This window comes from Kocuria marina, assembly GCA_014652975.1.
Lineage (GTDB): Bacteria > Actinomycetota > Actinomycetes > Actinomycetales > Micrococcaceae > Kocuria > Kocuria marina.
In genome coordinates, this window is sequence record BMZV01000003.1 from 287778 (window position 1) to 310672 (window position 22895).

21 protein-coding genes are annotated in these 22895 nt (G+C 69.3%); 9 read left to right on the top strand and 12 right to left on the bottom strand.

The features are described 5' to 3' along the window. Window positions 1–11: 11 nt before the first annotated feature. The 3 genes from IE157_RS09080 to IE157_RS09090 all read right to left on the bottom strand — a co-directional run bounded on the left by IE157_RS09080 (window position 12) and on the right by IE157_RS09090 (window position 3702). Window positions 12–1103, bottom strand: coding sequence for a BMP family lipoprotein (locus tag IE157_RS09080; protein WP_064847178.1), 1092 nt, complete (start codon window positions 1101–1103; stop codon window positions 12–14). Between the two features lie 165 nt (window positions 1104–1268). Continuing rightward, the gene (locus IE157_RS09085; protein ID WP_052160783.1) at window positions 1269–2528 is read right to left on the bottom strand and encodes an amidohydrolase; all 1260 of its coding nucleotides are present in this window, start codon (window positions 2526–2528) and stop codon (window positions 1269–1271) included. Between the two features lie 58 nt (window positions 2529–2586). After that, on the bottom strand, window positions 2587–3702 hold the full coding sequence (locus tag IE157_RS09090; RefSeq protein ID WP_064847179.1) for a mannose-1-phosphate guanylyltransferase: 1116 nt from the start codon (window positions 3700–3702) through the stop codon (window positions 2587–2589). A 540-nt stretch (window positions 3703–4242) separates the two neighbouring features. Between IE157_RS09090 and sdhC the strand changes: the two genes are divergently transcribed. From sdhC to IE157_RS09110, 4 genes are all read left to right on the top strand, one after another. Then, the gene (gene sdhC / locus IE157_RS09095; RefSeq protein ID WP_082943437.1) at window positions 4243–4620 is read left to right on the top strand and encodes a succinate dehydrogenase, cytochrome b556 subunit; all 378 of its coding nucleotides are present in this window, start codon (window positions 4243–4245) and stop codon (window positions 4618–4620) included. 4 nt (window positions 4621–4624) lie between these two features. Further along, entirely contained in the window at window positions 4625–5110 is a 486-nt protein-coding gene (locus tag IE157_RS09100) for a succinate dehydrogenase hydrophobic membrane anchor subunit (RefSeq protein WP_035963740.1), read from the top strand. Between the two features lie 106 nt (window positions 5111–5216). After that, window positions 5217–6968, top strand: a complete 1752-nt coding sequence (sdhA, locus tag IE157_RS09105; protein ID WP_064847180.1) for a succinate dehydrogenase flavoprotein subunit — start codon at window positions 5217–5219, stop codon at window positions 6966–6968. After that, window positions 6968–7750: a succinate dehydrogenase iron-sulfur subunit gene (locus IE157_RS09110; RefSeq protein WP_064847181.1), complete on the top strand. Its 783-nt coding sequence runs from the start codon at window positions 6968–6970 to the stop codon at window positions 7748–7750. Before sdhA ends, IE157_RS09110 begins: the two co-directional genes overlap by 1 nt. Before the next feature lie 68 nt (window positions 7751–7818). Here IE157_RS09110 and IE157_RS09115 read toward each other — a convergent pair whose 3' ends face one another. From IE157_RS09115 to IE157_RS09135, 5 genes are all read right to left on the bottom strand, one after another. Beyond that, entirely contained in the window at window positions 7819–9012 is a 1194-nt protein-coding gene (locus tag IE157_RS09115; protein WP_156523455.1) for a YihY/virulence factor BrkB family protein, read from the bottom strand. Beyond that, a complete protein-coding gene (locus IE157_RS09120; RefSeq protein WP_064847182.1) occupies window positions 8999–9571 on the bottom strand; it encodes a 2'-5' RNA ligase family protein in 573 nt (190 codons plus the stop codon). Before IE157_RS09120 ends, IE157_RS09115 begins: the two co-directional genes overlap by 14 nt. A gap of 86 nt (window positions 9572–9657) precedes the next feature. Continuing rightward, entirely contained in the window at window positions 9658–10695 is a 1038-nt protein-coding gene (gene trpS, locus IE157_RS09125) for a tryptophan--tRNA ligase (protein ID WP_231885637.1), read from the bottom strand. A gap of 79 nt (window positions 10696–10774) precedes the next feature. Further along, the gene (locus IE157_RS09130) at window positions 10775–11614 is read right to left on the bottom strand and encodes an exodeoxyribonuclease III (protein ID WP_064847184.1); all 840 of its coding nucleotides are present in this window, start codon (window positions 11612–11614) and stop codon (window positions 10775–10777) included. Between the two features lie 35 nt (window positions 11615–11649). Further along, the gene (locus IE157_RS09135) at window positions 11650–12183 is read right to left on the bottom strand and encodes a hypothetical protein (protein ID WP_064847185.1); all 534 of its coding nucleotides are present in this window, start codon (window positions 12181–12183) and stop codon (window positions 11650–11652) included. A gap of 120 nt (window positions 12184–12303) precedes the next feature. Between IE157_RS09135 and IE157_RS09140 the strand changes: the two genes are divergently transcribed. After that, window positions 12304–12798, top strand: coding sequence for an MFS transporter (locus IE157_RS09140; RefSeq protein WP_064847186.1), 495 nt, complete (start codon window positions 12304–12306; stop codon window positions 12796–12798). After that, entirely contained in the window at window positions 12771–12953 is a 183-nt protein-coding gene (locus tag IE157_RS12935) for a hypothetical protein (RefSeq protein ID WP_064847187.1), read from the top strand. The genes IE157_RS09140 and IE157_RS12935 overlap by 28 nt, the downstream gene beginning before the upstream one ends. Window positions 12954–13109: 156 nt before the next feature. Here IE157_RS12935 and IE157_RS09145 read toward each other — a convergent pair whose 3' ends face one another. After that, window positions 13110–13997 (bottom strand): bifunctional methylenetetrahydrofolate dehydrogenase/methenyltetrahydrofolate cyclohydrolase, encoded by an 888-nt coding sequence (locus IE157_RS09145; RefSeq protein ID WP_064847188.1) that lies wholly within the window; start codon window positions 13995–13997, stop codon window positions 13110–13112. Between the two features lies 1 nt (window position 13998). Next, window positions 13999–15285, bottom strand: a complete 1287-nt coding sequence (gene glyA, locus IE157_RS09150; RefSeq protein WP_193519784.1) for a serine hydroxymethyltransferase — start codon at window positions 15283–15285, stop codon at window positions 13999–14001. A gap of 306 nt (window positions 15286–15591) precedes the next feature. Here glyA and IE157_RS09155 point away from each other — a divergent pair, with 306 nt between their 5' ends. Further along, window positions 15592–18948 (top strand): beta-phosphoglucomutase family hydrolase, encoded by a 3357-nt coding sequence (locus IE157_RS09155; protein ID WP_064847190.1) that lies wholly within the window; start codon window positions 15592–15594, stop codon window positions 18946–18948. 155 nt (window positions 18949–19103) lie between these two features. Next, complete coding sequence (locus IE157_RS09160; RefSeq protein WP_193519785.1) at window positions 19104–19664, top strand: gamma carbonic anhydrase family protein; 561 nt, start codon at window positions 19104–19106, stop codon at window positions 19662–19664. 146 nt (window positions 19665–19810) lie between these two features. Here the strand turns inward: IE157_RS09160 and purH are convergent, their stop codons facing one another. Next, window positions 19811–21421: a bifunctional phosphoribosylaminoimidazolecarboxamide formyltransferase/IMP cyclohydrolase gene (gene purH / locus IE157_RS09165; RefSeq protein WP_085107029.1), complete on the bottom strand. Its 1611-nt coding sequence runs from the start codon at window positions 21419–21421 to the stop codon at window positions 19811–19813. Window positions 21422–21478: 57 nt separating this feature from the next. After that, window positions 21479–22072, bottom strand: a complete 594-nt coding sequence (gene purN / locus IE157_RS09170; RefSeq protein ID WP_193519786.1) for a phosphoribosylglycinamide formyltransferase — start codon at window positions 22070–22072, stop codon at window positions 21479–21481. 96 nt (window positions 22073–22168) lie between these two features. On the opposite strand from purN, the gene IE157_RS09175 reads away from it, so the two are divergent. Next, window positions 22169–22888, top strand: coding sequence for a DUF308 domain-containing protein (locus IE157_RS09175; protein ID WP_193519787.1), 720 nt, complete (start codon window positions 22169–22171; stop codon window positions 22886–22888). The last annotated feature ends 7 nt before the right edge of the window (window positions 22889–22895 follow it).

Consider the following 22895-nt stretch of genomic DNA (forward strand, 5'->3'; position numbering starts at 1 on the left):
GGCCCGCCCGCTCAGGCGGTGGGGGCGTTCTTGGACTGCACCGTGACCTTGCCGTCGATGATGTCCTGCTTGAGCTGCTGGACCTGCTTGTCGAGGTCCTCGCTGACCTCGTCCTGCTGGTCGTGGTAGGGGGCCAGGCCCACACCACCGTTCTCGAGCGTGCCCACGTACTGGGTGTTGTCGAAGTTGCCGTCCGCGGCCTGCGTCACGACGTCCTCGACCGAGGTGGACATCTCCTTGAGCACGGACGTGAGCAGGAACTCCTTGCCGGCGTCCAGGGTCTCGTAGCCGTCGGTGTCCGGCCAGATCAGCCGGACGTTCTTGCCGCTGCGGTTGGCCTCGGTCATGGCGTCCACGGTGCCCTGGGCCGCCTGGCCGGCGACGGGCAGGACCACGTCCGCGCCCTCGCCGATGAGGTTCTGCGTGACGGTCTTGGCCTTGGAAGAATCCTGGAACGAGCTCAGGAACGTGCCGTTCTGGGAGTCCTTGTTCCACCCGAGGACCTGCACGTCCGCCTTGTTCTTCTCGTTGTAGTACTTCACCCCGTCCGCGAAACCGTCCATGAACACGGTCACGGTGGGGATGTCCATGCCGCCGTACGTGGCGACCTTGCCCGTCTCGGACGTGCCCGCCGCGAGGTACCCGGCCAGGAACGCCGCCTGGGCGGTGTTGTAGACGATGGGCTTGACGTTGTCCGCCTTGATCGAGTTGTCGTCCACGATCGCGAAGTGCTTCTCCGGGTTGGCCGCGGCCACCTTCTTGGTGGTGTCCGCGAGCAGGAAGCCCACGGAGACCGTGAGGTTGCAGCCCTGCTGCGCCATGGAGGTCAGGTTGGGCTCGAACTCCGTCTCGGACTGGGACTCGGCCTGGCTGATCTGGATGCCCTTGTGCTCCTCGGCGGCCTTGAGGCCCTCATAGGAGCTCTGGTTGAAGGAACGGTCCTGGAAACCGCCGTCGTCGGAGACGATGCAGCCCTTGAAGTCGGAGGCCTGGGCGCTGCTGTCGCCGGCGTTGTCCGGGGCGGCACCGCAACCCGCCAGGACCAGGCCGGTGACCCCGGCCAGGCCAAGCGTCCCCAGGGTGCGCAAACGTCGAGTAGTCATGAGGTCCTCCGGTCGGACTGGGATCAGATGTGGGTCGTGACCCGGGAACACAGTGCACGGGTCACCGGCCCGTGCCCCCGGGCGGTGACCCGTGCAGTGAGCCGGGTCATAGGTCAGCTCAGTGTAGCCCCGGAAGTACCCAGCAGTACGCTCACCGCGGGCGTGTCAGGACTGCGGGGCGTCCGGCGTCGTCGTCGCGTCCGCGAGCTCGCGCACGCGCAAGCGGATGGCGCGCAACGCCGTGGAGGCCATGACCTGCACGCCGCAGCCGATCGCCTCCTCCTGAGGGGCGTAGTCGGACTGGTGCAGGTCGTAGGTTCGGCCGCCGGGAGCCCGGGTCCCCAGGCGCATCATGGCGCCGGGGACGTGCTGCAGGAACCACGCGAAGTCCTCCCCGCCCATGGACTGCTCCACCAGCAGGATGCTCTCCTCCCCCAGCTCCGCTCGCGCGGCGATCTCCAGCAGGGTGGTCTCGGTCTCGCCGTTGACCACCGGCGGCACACCCCGGATGTGCTCGAGGTCCACGTTCACGCCGTACGGTGCGGCCACCTGCTCCACGACCTCGTCCAGCATGTCCCCGGCGCGCGACCACGCGTCCGCGTCCAGGCAGCGCATGGTCCCGGACATGAAACCGGACATGGGGATCGCGTTGGGTGCCACACCTGCGTGGATCTGACCCCACACCACGGCCACCCCGGAGCGCACGTCCACGCGGCGGGAGAGCACCGCGGGCACGTTGATCGCGATCTGGCTCATCGCGTAGACCAGGTCCTCGGTCAGGTGCGGGCGGGACGTGTGCCCGCCGCGTCCGGACAGCTCGATCCGGATGGTGTCCGACGCCGAGGTGATCGCCCCGATGCGCGTGCCTACCTGGCCCACGTCCACCTTGGGTTCGCAGTGCAGGGCGAACATCCGCGGCACGCCGGCCAGCACGTCCTCCTTGATGATGGTCAGGGCGCCGCCGGGCAGTTTCTCCTCGGCCGGCTGGAAGACCACGCGCACGGTGCCCGCGAACGGGGACGAACGGTGCACGTCGGCGAGCACGCGGGCCACCCCGAGCATGACCGTGGTGTGGATGTCGTGACCGCACGCATGCATCACGCCCTCGTTGACGGACGCGTAGTCCAGGCCCGTGTCCTCGAGGATGGGCAGGGCGTCGATGTCCGCGCGCAGGCCCACCATCACGGGCCCGCGACCCACGTCCACGTAGCACCCGGTGCGTTCGAAGCGCACGGGGTGCAACCCGGCGGCCTCGAGGGCGTGCACGATCCGGTCCGTGGTGCGGTACTCCTCGTAGGACAGTTCCGGGTGCTTGTGGATGTCCCGGCGGAAGCGCACGAGGTCCGGGAGGTAGTGCGAGAGCAGGGGGCCGATGGCCGGGGGCAGTCCGATGTCGTCGGCGGACGGCAGAGGCAGATCCAACATGTGTGTCACAGTACCGCCGGGACCCCGCGCGGTGATTCAGCGCGGGCGGAGGCGGGGCTCACAGGACGTCCGTGTCGCCGTTGCGCTTGAGGGAGTCCACCGCGTTCTTGACCCGTTGCGCGTGCTCGGCCGTGGTGACCAGCAGGGCATCCGGGGTGTCCACGACCACGATGTCCGCCACGCCGATCAGCGCGATCAACCGCCCCGTGTCGGACACGACGATCCCGGAGGACTCGTCCGTGAGCACACGGTTGTTCTGGCCCAGGATGGACACTGGCGCGTCCGTGCGCGGGTCCACCTTGTTGAGCCGGTTGATCGCCGCGAAGTCCCCCACGTCCTCCCACGTGAAGTCCCCGGGGACCATGGCCACGTCCCCGGCCGCGGCGGCGGGTTCGGCCACGGCGTAGTCGATCGCGGTCTTGGTCAGGGTGGGCCACACCTCGTCCACGACGGCGTCCCGCTCGGGGGTCTCCCACGCGTCCGCGATTCGGTCCAGGCCCCGCGCGAGCTCGGGTTCGCTGCGGCGCAGGTAGGAGAGCATGAGACCCACGGGCGCCACGAACATGCCCGCGTTCCACGTGTACTTCCCGCTGGCCACGTAAGCGCGCGCGGTCTCCTCGTCCGGCTTCTCCACGAACTGCTCCACGGCGAGTGCGTGGGGTGCCTGATCGAGTCCCAGGGACTGCCCCGCCTTGATGTAGCCGAAGCCCGTGGCGGGCGACGACGGCGTGATCCCGATCGTGACGATGCGTCCGGTGTCCGCCGCCCGCACCGCTTCCTTGACGACCTCCTGGAACGCCGAGGCGGGCTCCACCACGTGGTCCGCCGCGAACGAACCGATGATCGCGGTGGGGTCGCGGCGCTCGATGAGCGTGCACGCGAGGCCGATCGCCGCCGCGGAGTCCTTGGGGGACGGCTCGAGCACGAGGTCGTCCGCCGTGAGCTCGGGCAGCTGTTCCTGCACCGCCCCGGCGTGGGAGCGCCCGGTCACGACCATGACCGGACCGGCGGACAGACCCGCGAGCCGGTCGAAGGTGGCCCGCAGCAGGGACGAGCCGGAGCCCGTGAGGTCCAGCAAGAACTTGGGGGCATCCGCACGGGACAGCGGCCACAGCCGTGAACCCACCCCGCCCGCGGGGATGAACGGATGGAAACGTTGCAATGGCGAAGTCACGACGGTCAGTGTACGGCCCCCTCCCCCGGCGGCCCTGGATGCGTCACCCGTGACATCCCGGGGTACGGGCCGCACACGGGCCGGGTGTGCCCACGCACGACGCGGCCGGCCGGCCCACGGGGACTTCCCGTGAGCCTTCGCGGGCCCGACCCCGCACCCGGGCGAGAGGTTCCCTCGAAGGCCCCGTGAGACGTCGCCGGCGGACCCTACGCACGGAGGTCGTGGGGCCGCTCGGGCGCGTATCACGGGCCGCTTGGGGGCCGCTTGACGGCCGCTCGAGGGGCGTTCGGACGGCGCACGGCCGGAGCCGATTCAGACACAGAACAATGCGCTAATTCCGCGCTATTCCGGGGGGCACACTTGCAGACACGTTGTCAGGAAATGTGCGGGGGGCTGGTATCTTTGACGAGAACTACCGAATCATCCATGACAGAGCCAGCCAGGGCTCCGCCATCGCCGTGCACTCGCGCGAGAACGCTGCCTTCTTCTTCGACCATTCTTCGGTGCGCACGACGACGAGCGACACAGGGAGGACATTCCGTGGCGAACTCAACCAGGGGCACCCTTTACCGCGGCCAGTACGGCATGTGGTCTTGGGTCGCCCACCGTATTACCGGCGTGGCCATCTTCTTCTTCTTGCTGGTCCACGTCCTCGACACCGCTCTCGTGCGTGTATCCCCCGAGGCCTATAACGCAGTGATGGCGACCTACAAGAACCCCGTGATGGGTCTCGGCGAGGCCGGCCTCGTGGCCGCGATCGTCTACCACGCCTTCAACGGCCTGCGCATCATCCTGATCGACTTCTGGAAGGGCGGGACCAAGAACCAGAAGGGTCTGCTCTGGGGCGTCATCGCCCTCTGGGTCATCGTGATGATCCCGTTCCTCATCCGTCACCTCTCAGTCGTTTTCGGGGGTTAATTCCGTGAGCACTCCTCTCAAGACCAAGATCAGCGTCCCCCGCAGCCGGGACCTTCAGGTGGACGGCGTGAAGTACAACCGCGCCGGTTCGTCCCGCAGCAGCTTCGAGATGATCGCATGGCTGTTCATGCGCATGTCGGGCGTGGTGCTGCTCGTGCTCGTGTTCGGTCACCTCTACGTCAACCTCATGGTGGGGGACGGCGTGCACGCGATCGACTTCGGGTTCGTGGGCGGCAAGTGGGCCAACCCGTTCTGGCAGGTCTGGGACCTGGTCATGCTGTGGCTGGCCATGCTCCACGGCACCAACGGTATCCGTACCATCATCGACGACTACGCCGATCGCAACACCACCCGCTTCTGGCTCAAGGTGCTGCTCTTCGTGGCCTCGGGCTTCGTGATCCTGCTGGGCACCATGGTGATCTTCACCTTCGAGCCGTGCCCCGCCGGTGCGGACCCCGCGCTGCTGGCGTCCTTCTGCCCCGGAGCGTGATCGCGGCCACGGCGGAGCCCCCGGCTCCGCCGTCGTGCGTCGTCGCGGCCCGAGCGGCCGGGACCCGATACTTCTCCCACTCACCCACATAGAAAGAACATCTGGTATGCAGGTTCACAAGTACGATGTGGTAATCGTCGGCGCCGGCGGCGCCGGCATGCGTGCCGCCATTGAATCCGGCCAGCGCGCCCGCACTGCCGTACTGACCAAGCTCTACCCCACGCGTTCCCACACCGGTGCGGCCCAGGGCGGCATGTGCGCCGCCCTCGCCAACGTCGAGGAGGACAACTGGGAGTGGCACACGTTCGACACCGTCAAGGGTGGCGACTACCTGGTGGACCAGGACGCCGCGGAGGTCATGGCCAAGGAGGCCATCGACGCGGTGCTGGACCTGGAGCACATGGGACTGCCCTTCAACCGCACCCCCGAGGGCAAGATCGACCAGCGTCGCTTCGGTGGACACACCCGCGACCACGGTAAGAACCCCGTCCGCCGCGCGTGCTATGCCGCGGACCGTACCGGTCACATGATCCTGCAGACCCTCTACCAGACGTGCATCAAGCACAACGTGGAGTTCTACAACGAGTACTACGTCCTGGACCTGATCATGGTGGACACCCCGGAGGGCCGCCGCCCCGCCGGTGTGGTCTCCTACGATCTCGCGACCGGCGAGCTGCACGTGTTCCAGTGCAAGTCCGTGATCTTCGCCTCCGGTGGCGCGGGCAAGGTCTTCAAGACCACGTCCAATGCCCACACCCTCACGGGCGACGGCATGGCGATCGCGTTCCGCAACGGCCTGCCCCTCGAGGACATGGAGTTCGTGCAGTTCCACCCCACGGGCCTGGCGGGCCTGGGCATCCTGGTCTCGGAGGCCGCCCGTGGTGAGGGTGGCATCCTGCGTAACTCCGAGGGTGAGCGTTTCATGGAGCGCTACGCCCCCACCATCAAGGACCTGGCCCCCCGTGACATCGTGGCCCGTTCCATGGCCAACGAGGTCCGTGAGGGCCGCGGTTGCGGCCCCAACAAGGACTACGTCCTGCTGGACCTGACCCACCTGGAGCCGGCGCACATCGACGCCAAGCTCCCGGACATCACCGAGTTCGCCCGCACCTACCTGGGTGTGGAGCCCTACACTGAGCCGGTGCCCGTGTTCCCCACCGCGCACTACTGCATGGGTGGCATCCCCACCGACATCAAGGGCGAGGTCTTCCAGGACTCCGAGAACACGGTTCCCGGTCTCTACGCCGCCGGTGAGGTCGCGTGCGTGTCCGTGCACGGCTCCAACCGTCTGGGCACCAACTCGCTGCTCGACATCAACGTGTTCGGCAAGCGCTCCGGAATCTACGCCGCGGAATACGCGCGGGACGCCGAGTTCCTGCCGATCCCCGACAACGCCACCGAGCGCACCGAGGCGCTGCTCAACAACGCGCGCAGCCCGCACGGTGACGAGAAGGTCGCGGCCATTCGCAAGGACCTGCAGGACACCATGGACGCCAACATGCAGGTGTTCCGCACGGCCGAGACCATCCAGACGGCCCTGGACGACATCGCCGCTCTGGAGGAGCGCTACTCCCACATCTCCATCCAGGACCAGGGCAAGCGGTTCAACCTGGACCTGCTGGAGGCCGTGGAGCTGGGTTTCCTGCTGCAGCTGGCCAAGGTGATGTCCGTGGCCGCCCTGCACCGCGAGGAGTCCCGCGGTGGTCACTTCCGCGAGGACTTCCCCAACCGAGACGATGAGAACTTCATGGTCCACTCCATGGTGTACGAGGACCCGTCGTCCCCCACCGCGGGAATCCGGCAGGAGACCAAGCCGGTGATCATGACCCGCTACGAGCCGATGGAGCGTAAGTACTGATGTCCACTGCAGCCACCGAGAACCAGACCCAGGACGCTCAGAAGCCCGGCGACAAGGGCGAGGAGTCGATCCCCACGTACGACGTGGTGCTCAAGGTCCGCCGCTATGATCCCGAGTTCAGCTCCGAGGCGCACTGGGACGAGTGGAACCTAACCATGTACGGCACCGACCGCGTGCTGGACGCCCTGCACAAGGTCAAGTGGGAGCTGGACGGTTCCCTGTCCTTCCGCCGCTCGTGCGCACACGGCGTGTGCGGCTCGGACGCCATGCGCATCAACGGCCGCAACCGGCTCGCGTGCAAGACCCTTCTCAAGGACCTGGACCTGTCCAAGCCCATCCTCGTGGAGCCCATCAAGGGCCTCCCGTGCGAGAAGGACCTGATCGTGGACATGGAACCGTTCTTCCAGTCCTACCGCGAGATCATGCCGTTCCTGGTGAACGAGGACCACACCCCCACCGGAGAACGCTTCCAGTCCCAGGAGGACCGCGCGCGCTTCGACGACACCACCAAGTGCATCCTCTGCGCCGCGTGCACGTCCTCGTGCCCGGTGTTCTGGACGGACGGGCAGTACTTCGGCCCGGCCGCGATCGTCAACGCGCACCGGTTCATCTTCGACTCGCGTGACCAGGCCGGTGACATGCGCCTGGAGATCCTCAACGATAAGGAAGGCGTGTGGCGCTGCCGTACCACCTTCAACTGCACCGAGGCGTGCCCCCGCGGCATCCAGGTGACCAAGGCCATCGCCGAGGTCAAGAAGGCGGTCTTCGCCTCCGCCTTGTGACCCCTCGTGGCACGACCGCGGCCCCGGGATCCCTCGTGGATCCCGGGGCCGCGGTCTTTCCCGGGCTTTCAGCTCTCCGACGACGACGCCGCGGGGCCACTACCTACCGCGGGGCTGCTGCCCGCCACCGGCCTGTCGAAGCGGACGGGAGTTGCGTGTCCGAGGCCCCGAGCGGCATCGGGCAGGGAGGTCGCCGCCACGACCGTGACGGCCCGGTCCTCGCGCTCCGGCTGGGCGCGGGCCCCTCGGATGTCCGCCTGCACGAGCGCGCCCACGGCGGCCGCGAGCAACAGAACCTGCCCGTAGAGGTTGAACCACAGCAGTACACCCACGAGCACCGCGAACGAGAGCAGATAGGGGTTGTCCGCGCTGCGGGCGATGATTTCGCTGCCGCCGTAGCGCAGCACCTGCGAGCCCAGGGCACCCGTGACGATGGTGGCCAGCAGGGCCTTGCGATGCAGTTTGAGCTGGGCGACTCCGCTCACCAGAGCCAGGCTCATCAGGATGTCCACGAGCAGACCCACGCCGAGCGTGACCGCGGACTTGGCCCCGCCGTCCAACCACGGCTGCAGGCGCGTGAGACCGAGCTGACCGAGCCACCCCAGCACCCCGTCCACGGCGCCGGACGCGAAGACGCTCACGGTCGCGGAGGCGAGCAGCAGGATCCCGATCACCACGAGCCACGCGAGATCGCGCGGTACGGCCGCCACGGGCACCCCGGGGGCGGGCGGCAGTTCGAACATCCGCCGCGTGGCCAGCCGGATACCGGCCACCCAGCGCCACGCGGTGAACAACAACACCGCGAGCGCCACGGTGGAGGCCACGGTGAAGGGCCCCGTGTTCTCGAGCAGGCTCAGCGGGATGACTCCCCCGTTACCGTCCCCCACGTCCAGGAGTCCGGGGATGTTCTGCACCAGACCCGCCACGAGCGTCTGCTGAAGCGGCGAGTCGGTTCCCAGGAACGTGGCGAGTGCTGCGAAGCAGATCACCAGCAGGGACGAGGACGCGAAGAGCAATTGGTACGCGAGCCCGGCGGACATGAGCGGCCCGCCGTGGAACATGTAGTGCGCCACCACGCGCACGGGGAACACCGACATGAACCGCGCGAAGAACCACGCACCCAGGGCGCCGGCCCGCCTGCCCAGGGGTGCCCCCTCGGCGGCGAGCTGTCGGCGTACTTCGCGCAGGCGCCGGTGTTCCGCGTGCAGTCCAGTGCGGTCCGTGAGGGCGGGGACCACCGGGGGCGGGTCAGTGTGCGTCACGGTCGTCCGTGCCGGCCCCGCCGAAGGGGAGGCGGTCCCGCACGTGCCACGCACCGTGTTCGTCCCCCTCGTAGAGGTCGATGTGGTCCACCAGGAAGGACGCGTGGTACGTGCGCAGCACGTGCTGGGCGCGGTCCAGCCCCTCCTCCGTGGTGCCGTGGGCCAGCGTCACGTGGGGGTGGAAGTCGAAGGGGGACGCGGACTCCAGGTGGTGCTCGCTCAGATCGCAGTGCAACTGCACGCATTGGTCGTGACCGCCCTCGATGCGCAGGTAGACCACCGGGGTCACGGGTCGGAACGTCCCCGTGCCGCGGATCTCCACGTGGAACGGTTGCCAGCGGTCGGCAACCTCCCGGATGTGGGACACGAGGTCCGCCCAGTCCTCCCCGCGCTCGGCGATCATGAGTGTGATGTGCGCGGGGACCGAGCCCGCTTGCGCGTCCCCGAAGGACGAACGCCAGTCCTGCAACTCCTGGCCCATGGGTTCGGGCAGCCGGATGACCACACCCGCGTACACCCGGCCCGGGCGCACGGTGGGGGAAGGATGTCCCTCGCTCACACGATCCTCCTCAGGTCGGCCCCGTCCAGACTATCCCACGGCGTCTGGCGCCACACGGCGTGCCGCACGGGGCCCCGCCCGGCGGCTCACGCGCCGGGGAGGAAGCCCATCCGCTCGTAGACGTCCGTGACCGTGCGGGCCGCGATCTCCCGGGCCTTGTGCGCGCCCCGGGCCAGCAGCCGGTCCAGCTCGGCGGGATCGTCGAGCAGTTCCTGGGCGCGCTTCTGGATGGGGTCCAGGGTCTGGGTGACCACCTCGGCCAGGTCCACCTTGAGGTGGCCGTACATCTTGCCCTCGTACTCGGCCACGAGGGTGTCCACCGGGGTGCCCGTGAGGGACGAGTAGATGGTCAGCAGGTTGGAGATCCCCGGCTTGGCCTGGCGGTCGAAGCGCACTTCGGTGCCGTCGTCCGTCACGGCGGACTTGATCTTCTTGGCGTTGGATTTCGCGGGATCCAGCAGGCGGATGAGCCCGGCATCCGACGGCGCGGACTTGGACATCTTGGCCGTGGGGTTCGCGAGGTCGTAGACCTTCGCGGAGTTCTCGAGAATCTTGGCGTCCGGGACCACGAACGTCTCACCGAACCGGGAGTTGAACCGCTGCGCGAGGTTGCGGGTCAGCTCGAGGTGCTGGCGCTGGTCCTCCCCCACCGGGACCTGGTTCGCCTGGTACACCAGGATGTCCGCGGCCATCAGCACGGGGTAGGTGAACAACCCCACCGTGGTGTTCTCCGCCCCCTGCTTGAGGGACTTGTCCTTGAACTGGGTCATCCGCGCGGCCTCCCCGTAACCGGTGATGCAGTTGAGCACCCATGACAACTGCGTGTGCTCCGGCACCTGGGACTGGATGAGCAGCGTGGAGCGCTCGGGGTCGATGCCCGCGGCGATGTACTGCGCGGCCGTGACCCGGGTGCGCTCGGACATCGTGGCCGGGTCCTGGCCCGCGGTGATCGAGTGCAGGTCCGCCACGAAGAACACGCAGTCGTTGTCGTCCTGCATGTCCACCCAGTTGCGCAGCGCTCCCACGTAGTTGCCCAGGTGCAGGGAGTCCGCGGAGGGCTGCACGCCCGACACCACGCGGGGTGTGGGGTTCGGGGCGGTGTTCTGTTCGGTCACGGTCGACATCTTCTTTCGGTTCTCGGTCATGGGAGGCGGGGAGGTGCGGTGCGGGCAGCGGCGTCGTCGTCCGCCGACGCACGGGACCTCACGAGAGGCGGTAGTCCACCACGAGCGGAGCGTGGTCGGAGAAGCGCGTGTCGTACGCGGCGGCCCGGTCCACGACGGCACTCCGGGCGGCCGCGGCGAGCCCGGGGGTGGCCATATGGTAGTCGATGCGCCACCCGGCGTCCGTGTCGAACGCCTTGCCGCGGTAGGACCACCACGTGTAGGGCCCAGGGACGTCCCCGGCGAGGCTGCGGGCCACGTCCACGTAGCCCACGTCCCCGAAGAACTTGTCGAAGTACGCCCGTTCCTGCGGCAGGAAGCCTGCGTTCTTGACGTTGCCCTTCCAGTTCTTGATGTCCCGCTCGGTGTGGCCCACGTTGAGGTCACCCACCACGAGGGCATGATCGCCGCGCTCGGCCAGTTGCGGCATGCGGGTGAGCATCGCGTCCAGGAAGCGGTACTTGTCGTCCTGGCGGGGTGTGTCCACCTCGCCGGAGTGGACGTACGCGGAGACCAGGGTCAGTGTGGTGCCGTCCGGCAGGCGGACGTCGTTCTCGATCCAGCGCCCGGAGTCGTCGAAGTACTCGTCCCCGATGCCCACGCGGGACTCGGTGGGAAGCAGGGCGCCGTCGAACGCGTCGCGGCGCGTAGCGATCGCGACGCCCGCGCGGCCCTTGGCGGCGGCCTCGGTGTGCCGCACGTCCCACACGTCCTCGTCGAGCAGCTCGCGCGTGATCTTGTCCGGCGCGCGCACCTCCTGCAGGCACAACAGGTCGACGCCGCGCGGGGCGAGCCAGTCCGCCATCCCGCGCCGGTACGCCGCTCGGATGCCGTTCACGTTCACCGTGGCAATGCGCACCGTCTGCTGGGAATCCGCCATGTGCCTGTGTCTCCTCGCTCGTTACGGGGTGGTTCTCAGTCCACCACCGTACCGCTCACGGGCTTCGAGGAGTCCTTGAGGCTGCGCAGCCCGTTGGCCGCGGTCATGTCGATGGTCTCCAGGGCCCGCTGGATCTGCTCAGGATCGGGCTCGGCGCCGGAGAGCTGTTCCTTCACGACCTTGGACTGCACCAGGATCACCTGCATGCCGTGGGCGAGCTTCTCGTCCCGCAGGGACTGACCCGCGCCGGCGGACGCGGAGGCGGCGGGAGCGCGGCCGTGCTGGGCCTGGAACTGCTCCTGCGCCTGGCGCACCTGCTCACGGCCGTACGCCGCGGCCTTGCGCACCATGCTCAGCGCCCACACCGCGAGCATGAGCCAGCCCAGGGCAATCCCCGCGAGGATCCAGCCGAGCAGGGAGTTGGAGTTGGCGGCCTGGATCAGGGCCACCGCGAAGATCACGGCCAGGACGGCCAGCCCGATCACCGTCCCCCACAGGGCGGTGCGTCCGGTGCGGGGAGCGTCCGGGGAGTCGGTGGCGCGGGTGTGTGCTGATCCGATCGACTGCATGAACCCATTGTCTCAAACCGCGCGGGGCGCACCGAATCGGGCCGGTCCCCGGGGACCCGACCCGCCGGCGTCGCCCGAGCCCCTTGGCACAACCGGGCCCCGAGGGGGTATCAAGAGAGGGTGAGCACATCTTCCGCGGACTCTCCGCGCTCCCCCGGGGACGACTCCCCCGCACTGGACCCCGCCGAACGACGCCGCATCCTGTGGGTCCTGCTCGTTCCCCTGTTCATGTCCCTCATCAGCGTCTCGATCGTGAACGTGGCCCTGAGTTCCATCCAGCAGGAGCTGGAGGCGAGTTCCTCGGCACTCCAGTGGGTGCTCACCGGGTACGCGCTCGCGTTCGGGGTGCTGCTCGTGGCCAGCGGCCGCGCGGGGGACGTGTTCGGCCGCCGGAAGCTGTTCATCGCGGGGATCGCGGTCTTCGCAGGGGCCTCGCTGTTGTGCGGTCTCGCGCCCAACACCACGGTGCTCAACATCGGCCGGGTGATCCAGGGCCTCGGATCCGGGATGCTCAACCCCCAGACGGTGGGCATGATCCAGGAGTACTTCCAGGGTCGGGAGCGCGCCAAGGCGTTCGGGCTGTTCGGTTGGGCACCGCGATCGGCACCGCCCTGATCACGGCGGTGACCTTCGGTGTGCTCGCCCGCGCCGACTGGGATGCCGCGTTCACGGCGAGCTTCGCGGTGATCACTGTGATCGTGCTGATCGCCATGGGGATCGGGATCGCGGACATGCGCCGACACACCCCCGAGGAGCCATCCCGGGGCTGAGCCCCGCGCACCTCGTTCCCGGCACGTGTTCGGACCGCGGACTCCCGGGCTTTACGGCCGCCCGCGTGCCGCACAGACCCCGGGGACGACGACGCCGCGCGGCCGGCTCGAACGAACGAGACGGCCGCGCGGCGTCGTGACCGGAAGGCTACGGGATCAGGCCGACTCGACGGCCCGTTCGCAGGACTCCACCACGTTGACGAGCAACATGGCCCGGGTCATGGGACCCACGCCCCCGGGGTTGGGCGACAGCCACGAGGCGCGCTCGGCGGCGGCCGGGTCGATGTCCCCCGTGAGCTTCTTCTTGCCGGTCTCCGTGTCCTCGACCCGGGAGACACCCACGTCGAGCAGGACGGCACCCTGCTTGATCTGGTCCGCCCCGATCATGTGCGGGCGCCCCGCCGCGGCCACCACGACGTCCGCTTGCGCGAGCAGCTCGGGCAGGTTGCGGGTGCCCGTGTGGGCCAGGGTCACGGTCGCGTTGATCTCCCGGCGGGTCAGCAACAAACCGATGGGCCGACCCACGGTCACACCGCGGCCGATCACCAGCACGTGGCGCCCCGCGAGGTCCACCCCGTGACGCGTGAGCAGCTCCACGATCCCGTGCGGCGTGCACGGCAGCGGGGACGTGATGGGCTCGTTGACGTTGAGCACCAGCCGCCCCAAGTTCGTGGGGTGCAACCCGTCGGCGTCCTTCGCGGGATCGATGCGCTCGAGCACGGCGTTGGTGTCCATGTGCGGCGGCAGGGGCAACTGCACGATGTACCCCGTGCACCGGGGATCGTCGTTGAGCTCGTCGATGACGCGCTCGAGCTCCTCCTGGGACGCGTCCGCGGGCAGTTCCTTACGGATCGAGGCGATCCCCACCTGCTCGCAGTCGCGGTGCTTGCCCGCCACGTACGAGTGCGAGGCGGGATCGTCGCCCACGATCACGGTTCCGAGACCGGGCACCACGTCCCGCTCGCGCAGTGCGGTCACGCGCTCGGTCAGTTCTTCCTTGATCCGGGCCGCGGTCGCCTTGCCGTCGAGGACCTGGGCCGTCATCTCACCACTCCTCGAGGCCGGGGTACAGCGGGAACTGCTCGGTCAGGGCGTCCACGCGCGAGCGCAGGGCGGAGACGTCCGCACCGGGCTTGAGGGCCTCGGCGATCACGTCCGCGACCTCCTCGAACTCGCCCGCGCCGAAACCGCGGGTCGCGAGCGCCGGGGTCCCGATACGCAGCCCGGACGTGGTCATGGGCGGGCGGGGGTCCCACGGCACCGCGTTGCGGTTGACCGTGATCCCCGCCTGGTGCAGCAGGTCCTCGGCCTGCTTGCCGTCCAGCTCGGAGTTGCGCAGGTCCACGAGGACCAGGTGCACGTCCGTGCCGCCGGTCAGCACGGACACACCGTGCTCCGCGAGATCCGGGGAGTTCAACCGCTCGGAGAGGATCTGCGCGCCCTCGATCGTGCGCTGCTGGCGCTCGCGGAACTCCTCGGTGGCGGCGATCTTGAACGCCACGGCCTTGGCCGCGATCGCGTGCATGAGGGGCCCGCCCTGCTGGCCGGGGAACACCGCGGAATCGACCTTCTTCTTGAGGTCCGCTTCCGCGAGGATCACACCGGAGCGCGGGCCCGCGAGGGTCTTGTGCACCGTGGAGGTGGTCACGTGCGCGTGGGGCACCGGGTTGGGGTGCAGCCCCGCGGCCACGAGACCCGCGAAGTGGGCCATGTCCACCCACAGCTTGGCATCCACCTCGTCCGCGATCGAGCGGAACGCCTCGAAGTCCAGCTGGCGCGAGTAGGCGGACCAGCCGGCCACGATCACGTTCGGCCGGGCCTGCAGTGCCTGCTCGCGCATCTTGTCCATGTCGATGCGGTAGGTGTCCGGGTCCACCTCGTACGCGGCGATGTTGTAGAGCTTGCCCGAGACATTGATCTTCATGCCGTGGGTCAGGTGCCCACCGTGGGCCAGGGACAGCCCCATGAGGGTGTCACCGGGCTGCATGAGCGCGGCCATCACGGCGGTGTTCGCCTGGGCGCCCGAGTGCGGCTGCACGTTCGCGTAATCCGCCCCGAACAGTTCGCACGCGCGGTCGCGAGCGAGGTTCTCCACGACGTCCACGTACTCGCAACCGCCGTAGTAGCGACGGCCGGGGTAGCCCTCCGCGTACTTGTTCGTGAGCACTGAGCCCTGCGCCTCAAGCACGGCGCGCGGCGCGAAGTTCTCCGACGCGATCATCTCGAGCGTGGAGCGCTGGCGCCCCAGTTCGTCCTCGATGGCCCGTGCGACGTCCGGGTCCACCTCCGACAGCGGTTGATTGGTCACAGGGTGTCCCAGGGATTCCGTCATGCTCCACCTTCTTTGTGCGCGGGAGGGTCCGCTCCAGCATATCCGCGCGCCGCGGTGTTGCGCCTCAGCACGGCGGGGGCACGAGCGCGGCGATGCTCGTAGAGTTTCTGGATCGTCCGGGCCCTCGGCGGGCGGCTCCCGCCAGGGGAGCGAATGCGGGTAGCATGTGTACCCGTACCGCGTGCGTACCCCCTGCGCGCGGCAGCCGTCACAGCGCAGCCGGGCTGCCGCTCTCGCTCAGCGAGCGCGAGCATTCGCATCGTCCCGCCCCACGTCCTGATCCTTCGTGTTAGGAGATCTCGCGCCGTGAACGTTCTTCCCACCGCCCCGTTCACCGCTTCCATGCCGCGCATCACCGACGGCCAGTCGCCGCCGGAACCCGTGGACGTGGTGCGCACCCCGTACGCCGCCGTGATCTTCGACATGGACGGTGTGGTGACCGACACCGCCGGGGTGCACGCCCGCGCGTGGCAGAAGCTCTTCGACCGGTTGCTGACCGATCCCCGCCTCGAGCCCGTAGCTCCGGCCACCGAGGTGGACCGGCGCCCGTTCGACATGGGCGGTGACTACCGCACGTACGTGGACGGACGACGTCGCGAGGACGGCGTCCGCGCGTTGCTCGCCGCCCGCGGGACCATGCTCCCCGAGGCCCAGAGCCACGAGGACCCGCAGCCGGGTGACTGGACCGTGCAGGGCCAGGCCGCCGCGAAGGACGGCTTCTTCCACGAGGAGCTGCGCGAGCACGGTGTGCGCGTGTTCACGGGCACCGTGGCCCTGATCGAGCGGCTGCGCGAGGGCGGTGTGCCCGTGGGGCTGGTGACCGCGAGCCGCAACAGCGCCGTGGTCCTCGAGGCCGCCGGGTTGCAGCACTTGTTCGACCGCATCGTGGACGGCAATTGGGCCGCCTCGCACGACCTGCCGGGCAAGCCCGCCCCGGACACCTTCCTCGAGTGCGCACGCCTGCTGGGCGTGGCCCCCGGCGAGAGCGTCGTCGTGGAGGACGCCGTGGCCGGCGTCCAGGCCGGTGCCGCCGGCGACTTCGGCCTGGTCGTGGGGATCAACCGGGACGGTGCCCGGGAACGGCTCTACCGCGCGGGCGCCCACGTGGTGCTCAACGACGTCGCCGAGCTGGACCTGGGCGCGCGCCGGGACGACCCGTGGGCGCTCGTGTTCGACGGTTTCGACCCCGCCACCGAGCCCCGCCGCGAGGCCCTGCTGACCCTGGCCAACGGCTACATGGGCGTGCGCGGCGCGGCCTGTGAGTTCGCCGCGAACACCGTCCACTACCCCGGAACCTACCTGGCTGGCGTGTTCAACCGGGTGCTCAGCCACATCAACGGCCGGGACGTGGAGCACGAGTCCATGGTCAACGTGCCCAACTGGCTGCACCTGGACCTGCGTTTCGCGGAGGGCCAGTGGTGGTCCGAGGGCGGAATGAAGCCCTCCGAGGAACGCGTGGAACTGGACCTGCGCCGCGGTCTGCTGACCCGCACGCTCGTGCTCACGGAAGCGGACGAGGACCCCGGCGCGGACCAACCCCCGCGCAGCCTGGAGATCACCCAGCGCCGCCTGGTGTCCCTGCGCTACCGCCACCTGGGCGCCCAGGAGACCCGGATCGTCTCGCGTGGATTCAGCGGGCGGTTGCACGTGCGCACCGGTGTGGACCCCGCCGTGACCAACAGCGGCGTGGCCGAGTACCGGGAACTCAACGCCCACCACCTCGCGCTACTCGAGTCCACGACCCTGCCGGACGAGCACGAGACCCTGCTGTCCCTCGTGCGCACCTCCCAGTCCAAAATCGAGATCGCGATGGCCCAGCGCACGCGCATCGAGTCCGAAACCCCCGTGCGCGAGCGCCGCGAGGTGCGCCCCGGCGGGATCGAGTTCCGCCGCTACACGGTGCAGATCGACCCGCACAACCCCGTGCTCGTGGACAGCACGACCGCGGTGGTCACGAGCCGCGACGCCGCGATCGGTTCCCCCCGCGAGGGAGCGCTCGCCGAGCTGAACCGCACGCCGTTCGGGGTGCGCAAGCTGCTGGCCTCTCACGAGATCGAGTGGGCCCGGTTGTGGGACCGCTACGAGGTCACCCTGGAGGCCGCGGAGGACACCCCCGAGCACGTGGCCACCCAGCTCGCAGTGCGCACCCACCTGTTCCACGCGGCCCAGACCCTGGCCCCCCACCTGTCCCTGCGGGACGCAGGCATCCCCGCCCGCGGTCTGCACGGTGAGGGCTACCGCGGCCACATCTTCTGGGACGAGCTGTTCATCCTGCCCGTGATCAACATGCGTCAGCCGCACGTGACCCGGTCCCTGCTCTCCTACCGGTGGCGGCGCCTGGCTATGGCCCAACAGCATGCCCGGGACTTCGGTCTCTACGGCGCGGCCTTCCCATGGCAGTCCGGTTCCGACGGGCGCGAGGAGACCCCGCCCGAGCTGTACAACCACCACTCCCGGCGCTGGCTGCCGGACAACTCGTGGCGCCAGTTCCACGTGGGCCTGGCGATCGCGTACAACGCGTGGGTGTACTACGAGTCCACCGGGGACATCGACTGGCTCTCCGGCCACGGGACCGAGCTGATCGTGGGAATCACCCGCCTGTTCGCGTCCCTCGCGGAGTACGACTCGCACGACGGCAAGTACCACATCTCCGGTGTCATGGGCCCCGACGAGTACCACGACGGCCCCGCGGGCCAGCACGGTGGCGGGCTCAAGGACAACGCCTACACCAACGTGCTCACGTCCTGGCTGTTCCGTCACTCGGCCCACATCTTCCACGACATGGTCGAGCACCAGCGCGAGGACCTGGAGTCCCGCTTCGAGATCTCCCCGCAGGAGGTCCAGAAGTGGCTCAAGATGGCCGAGAACATGTACGTCCCGTTCAACGCGGACGGCACGATCGCGCAGTTCGAGGGCTACGACGAACTCGCCGAACTGGACTGGGACTTCTACCGCACCAAGTACCGCAACATCGGCCGCCTGGACCTGTTGCTCGAGAACGAGGGCGACCTGACCAACAACTACAAGCTCTCCAAGCAGGCGGACACGATCATGCTCGTGTACCTGCTGGGCCCCGAGGGTTTGATCGAGGAACTCGCGCGCATGGGCTACACCACGGACCTGGACGCCATCCAGCGCACCGTGGACCACTACATCGCGCGCTCCTCCAACGGTTCGTCCCTGTCCCGCGTGGTCAATGCCGCGGTGCTCGCGTGGCTCGACCCGGACCGCTCGTGGGGTTCGTTCCAGGACGCGCTCATGATCGACATGGACGACACCCAGGGCGGCACAACGGGTGAGGGCATCCACCTGGGTGCCATGGCCGGTTCGGTGGACGTGATCACCCGCGCGTACGCCGGGCTGCGCGTGCGGGGCCAGTGGCTTGAGTTCCAGCCCGCCCTGCCCCGCGAGTTGGACGCCGTGGACTTCACGGTCCTGTACTGCGGTCAGGTCATCGAGGTCTCGCTGGACCACGACATCCTGGAGCTCGAGGCGAGCTCGGTCAAGGCGGATCCGGTCACGGTGCACGTCAACGGCGCCGAGTACGTGCTCAAGGGCGGGCAGAAGATCGCGGTGTCACTGCGCCACCGCGAGTCCCGGCGTCCCGAGAAGGCCATGGCCGCCCTGCGGCGCCGGTTCATCTCCGACGCCGGCGAAGGCTGAGCCCCGCCCCGAACCGTGGCCGTACGACAACGCCGCGCGGCTCGGGTGCGCCTGCTCACCGGGCGCACACCGGGCCGAGCCCCGGCCACGCGCCGGGCGAGTGGCGGCTACCGGCGGCGTCGTGACGAGCGCGAGCGCGCACTATGCTATGGCTCATGACACAGTTCTCCGAGCCCACGGGCGCCGACGCCGCCCGCGAACCCCTGATCCTGCCCTACGGTCAGCACCGGCCCTCCGTGGCCCGCTCCGCTTTCGTGGCACCCAACGCCACGATCGTGGGTGACGTGGTGGTGGGTGCCGGGGCGGGCATCTTCTACGGCGCCGTGGTGCGCGGTGACCGCTCCCCCCTGCGGATCGGGACGAACTCCAACCTGCAGGACAACGTCACGGTGCACTCGGACCCGGACCACCCCACGACCATCGGCGAGCGCGTGAGCGTGGGCCACAACGCGGTGATCCACGGGTGCGTCCTGGAGGACGACGTCCTCGTGGGGATGAACGCCACCGTGCTCAACGGCGCCGTGGTGGGCCGAGGGAGCCTGATCGCCGCCGGGACCGTGGTACTCGAGGGCGAACGCATCCCGCCCGGTTCCCTCGTGGCCGGGGTCCCGGGCAAGGTCCGGCGGGAGCTGTCCGTGGACGAGCAGCATGCCGTGAGTCGCAACGCCCAGAACTACATCGAGCTCTCCCGGGAACACCGCGCCATGTTCTCCTGAGCCCGCCTGGACAACCGCAACACACGACGACGCGCGGCCCCGGAAGCCCGGGACCGCGCGTCGTCGTACGCCGGGTGAAAACGCGGTAGCCCGGCGGGAGCGGCTCAGTGAGTGTCGCCCAGTGGATGCGGCTCGGTGGATGCCGCTCAGTGGAAGAAGTGCCGCGCCCCCGTGAGGTACATGGTCACGCCCGCGGCCTGGGCCGCCTCGATGACCTCCTCGTCACGGATGGAACCGCCCGGCTGCACCACGGCGCGCACGCCCGCGTCCAGGAGCACCTGCAACCCGTCCGCGAACGGGAAGAACGCGTCCGACGCCGCGACCGCACCGCGGGCACGTTCGGCGTGATCCTCGGCGAGCGTGTTCGCCCGCTCCACGGACAGGCGGCACGAGTCCACGCGGTTGACCTGGCCCATGCCGATGCCCACCGAGGCACCGTCGTTCGCGAGCAGGATCGCGTTGGACTTCACGGCTCGCAGGGAACGCCATGCGAACTCGAGGTCCGCCAGGGTCTTCTCGTCCGCGGCGTCACCCGAGACCAGGGTCCAGTCGGCAGGGTCGTCGCCCTCGGCGTCGAGGCGGTCGGCCTGCTGGAACAGTGCGCCGCCGGAGATCCCGCGGTACTCCAAGGGATCGCGGCCGAAGCCCTCGGGCAGCGCGAGCAGGCGGATGTTCTTCTTGGCCCCGAGGATCTCGAGCGCCTCCGGCTCGAACTCGGGGGCCACGACCACCTCGGTGAAGATGGGCTTGAGGTTGCGGGCCATGTCCGCCGTGACCGTGCGGTTGGCCGCCACGACACCGCCGTACGCGGAGAGCGGGTCGCACGCGTGGGCCTTGAGATGGGCGTCCGCAATGGGGTCCTGCGCGCCGGGGGTGGCCACGGCCACGCCGCACGGGTTGTTGTGCTTGACCACGGCCACGGCGGGCTCGTCGTAGTCGAATGCGGCGCGGACGGCGGCGTCCGCATCCACGTAGTTGTTGTAGGACATCGCCTTGCCGTGCAACTGCTCGGCCTGCGCGATCCCGGGCGCCGCGGCGTCGTTCGTGTAGAGCGCGGCCTTCTGGTGCGGGTTCTCGCCGTAGCGCAGGGACTCCGCGCGCTGCAGCGCGAGACCCGCGTACGGGGGCCAGAAGTTCGCCTCGGGGTCGTGGTCGAACTGCTGGGCGGTCCACGTGGCCACGGCGGTGTCGTAGGCCGCGGTGTGGGCGAACGCCGCCGCCGCGAGCTTCTGCCGGGCCGCGAGGTCGTAACCGCCCTCCTGGGCCGCGCGCACCACGTCCGGGTAACCGGCGGGATCCACGACCACGGAGACCGCGGCGTGGTTCTTGGCGGCCGCGCGCACCATGGACGGACCACCGATGTCGATCTGCTCCACCACGGCGTCCTGCTCCGCACCCGAGCGCACGGTGTCCTGGAACGGGTAGAGGTTCACGATCACCAGGTCGAACGGCTCGATCTCGAGCTCGGTGAGCTGATCCATGTGTTCCGGCTTGCGCCGGTCCGCGAGGATTCCCGAGTGCACGCGCGGGTGCAGGGTCTTGACCCGCCCGTCCAGGCACTCCTGGAACCCGGTGACCTCGGAGACCTCGGTCACGGGGACCCCCGCGCCGCGGATGGTCCCGGCGGTGGAACCGGTCGAGACGATGCTCACGCCGGCGTCGTGGAGCCCTCGCGCGAGCTCCTCCAGACCGGTCTTGTCGTACACGGAGATCAGTGCGCGCTTGAGCGGCACACGGTTCAGGTCGGCAGTGTTCACGAGCTCTCCAGTGGGGACGAGGGTACGGACGGTAGGCGGGCCGGAGCCCGGTTCAGTCTACGACCGGGGCAGATCGGGGTCGGTGCTCGTGACGTCCCAGCTCAGTTTCGCCAGCGCGTTGACGAGCAGGGTGCGCTCGGCGGATTTGATCCGCTCGTGCAGCACGGATTCGGTATCGTCCTCGGCCACGGGGACCGCGACCTGGGCCAGGATGGGTCCGGCGTCCACGTCCGCGACAACCTCGTGCACCGTGGCGCCCGTGACCTTCACGCCGTAGGCCAGGGCGTCCCGCACGGCATGGGCACCGGGGAAGGACGGCAACAAGGACGGGTGCGTGTTGATGATCCGGCTCGGGAACACGGACACGAACTCCGCGTCCACGATCCGCATGAACCCGGCGAACACCACGCGGTCGGGGTGGTAGGACGCCACGCGTCGTTGCAGCGCACGGTTCCACTGCTCCCGGTCCGGGTACTCGGACAGCGGCACCACGAAGGTGTCGATGCCCGCGGCGCGCGCCCGGTCCAGACCGGCGCACTCCAGGTCCGCACCCACGGCGGCGATATCCACCTCCACGTCCCCCTGGTGCAGGGCGTCGATCATCGCCTGCAAATTCGTACCGGAGCCCGAGACCAGAACCACTAAACGCATGGGCCCACTCTATCCAGCGAGGCTGCCTCGATGGCGCCGCGGCGGTGCCGCACCCGCGGCGCTGCTCGGTCCGTCGGCTCGCCTACAGTGGTGGGTATGCACGATTCCCGCCACCGGTGCACGCCGCCCCACGCCACGCACTCGATGGATTCGACCTCCGGCGGCTCCCCCTCCGGGGGTTCCCACTCAGGGGGACCGCACTCCGGCGGCCCGCAGCACCGTGGCCCGCACGCCGGCGACCCGCGCGGTGAGAAGCCCTCACCTCGCGGCCCCCAGTCCGGGGACCCCTCCGACGGCGACGGCGCTCGGCTCCGGTTCGCCGCGGTGGCCGCGGCCCTCGCGGTGCTCGCCTCCGCACTCGTGGTGGGTGACGTGTGGTCCACCGTAGCGGGGCTCGTACTCGCCATCGCCGGGATCGTGCTGGGCATCATCGCGCTCGCGCGCTCCCGCGGTTCGTCCTCACGGGTCCTGATCACGGTGCTCGCGGTGTTGGCCATCGTGTGGGGTGTGATCAATGCACTGGGCGGTGGCACCCGATTGCTCGTGTGGCCGGCCACCCAGGTCTACCAGGAATGCACCGAGCGAGCCCTCACGCTGTCCTCGACCAGCCGGTGCGAGCAACAGCTCAACGACAACGTGTGGAAGCACTTCTCCGGTGCGCCCCTCGAGACGGGTGCGCCGCAGGACGATCCGACGGCCACCGCCACGCCTGAGGCCTCCCTTGTCACGCCCACGCCGAGCGCCTCGAACCCTGCCCCTTCGGGGAGTGCTACACCGGGAGCGACCTCGCCGACCTCCGCCGGTCCCGGGTCCTGAGACGCCC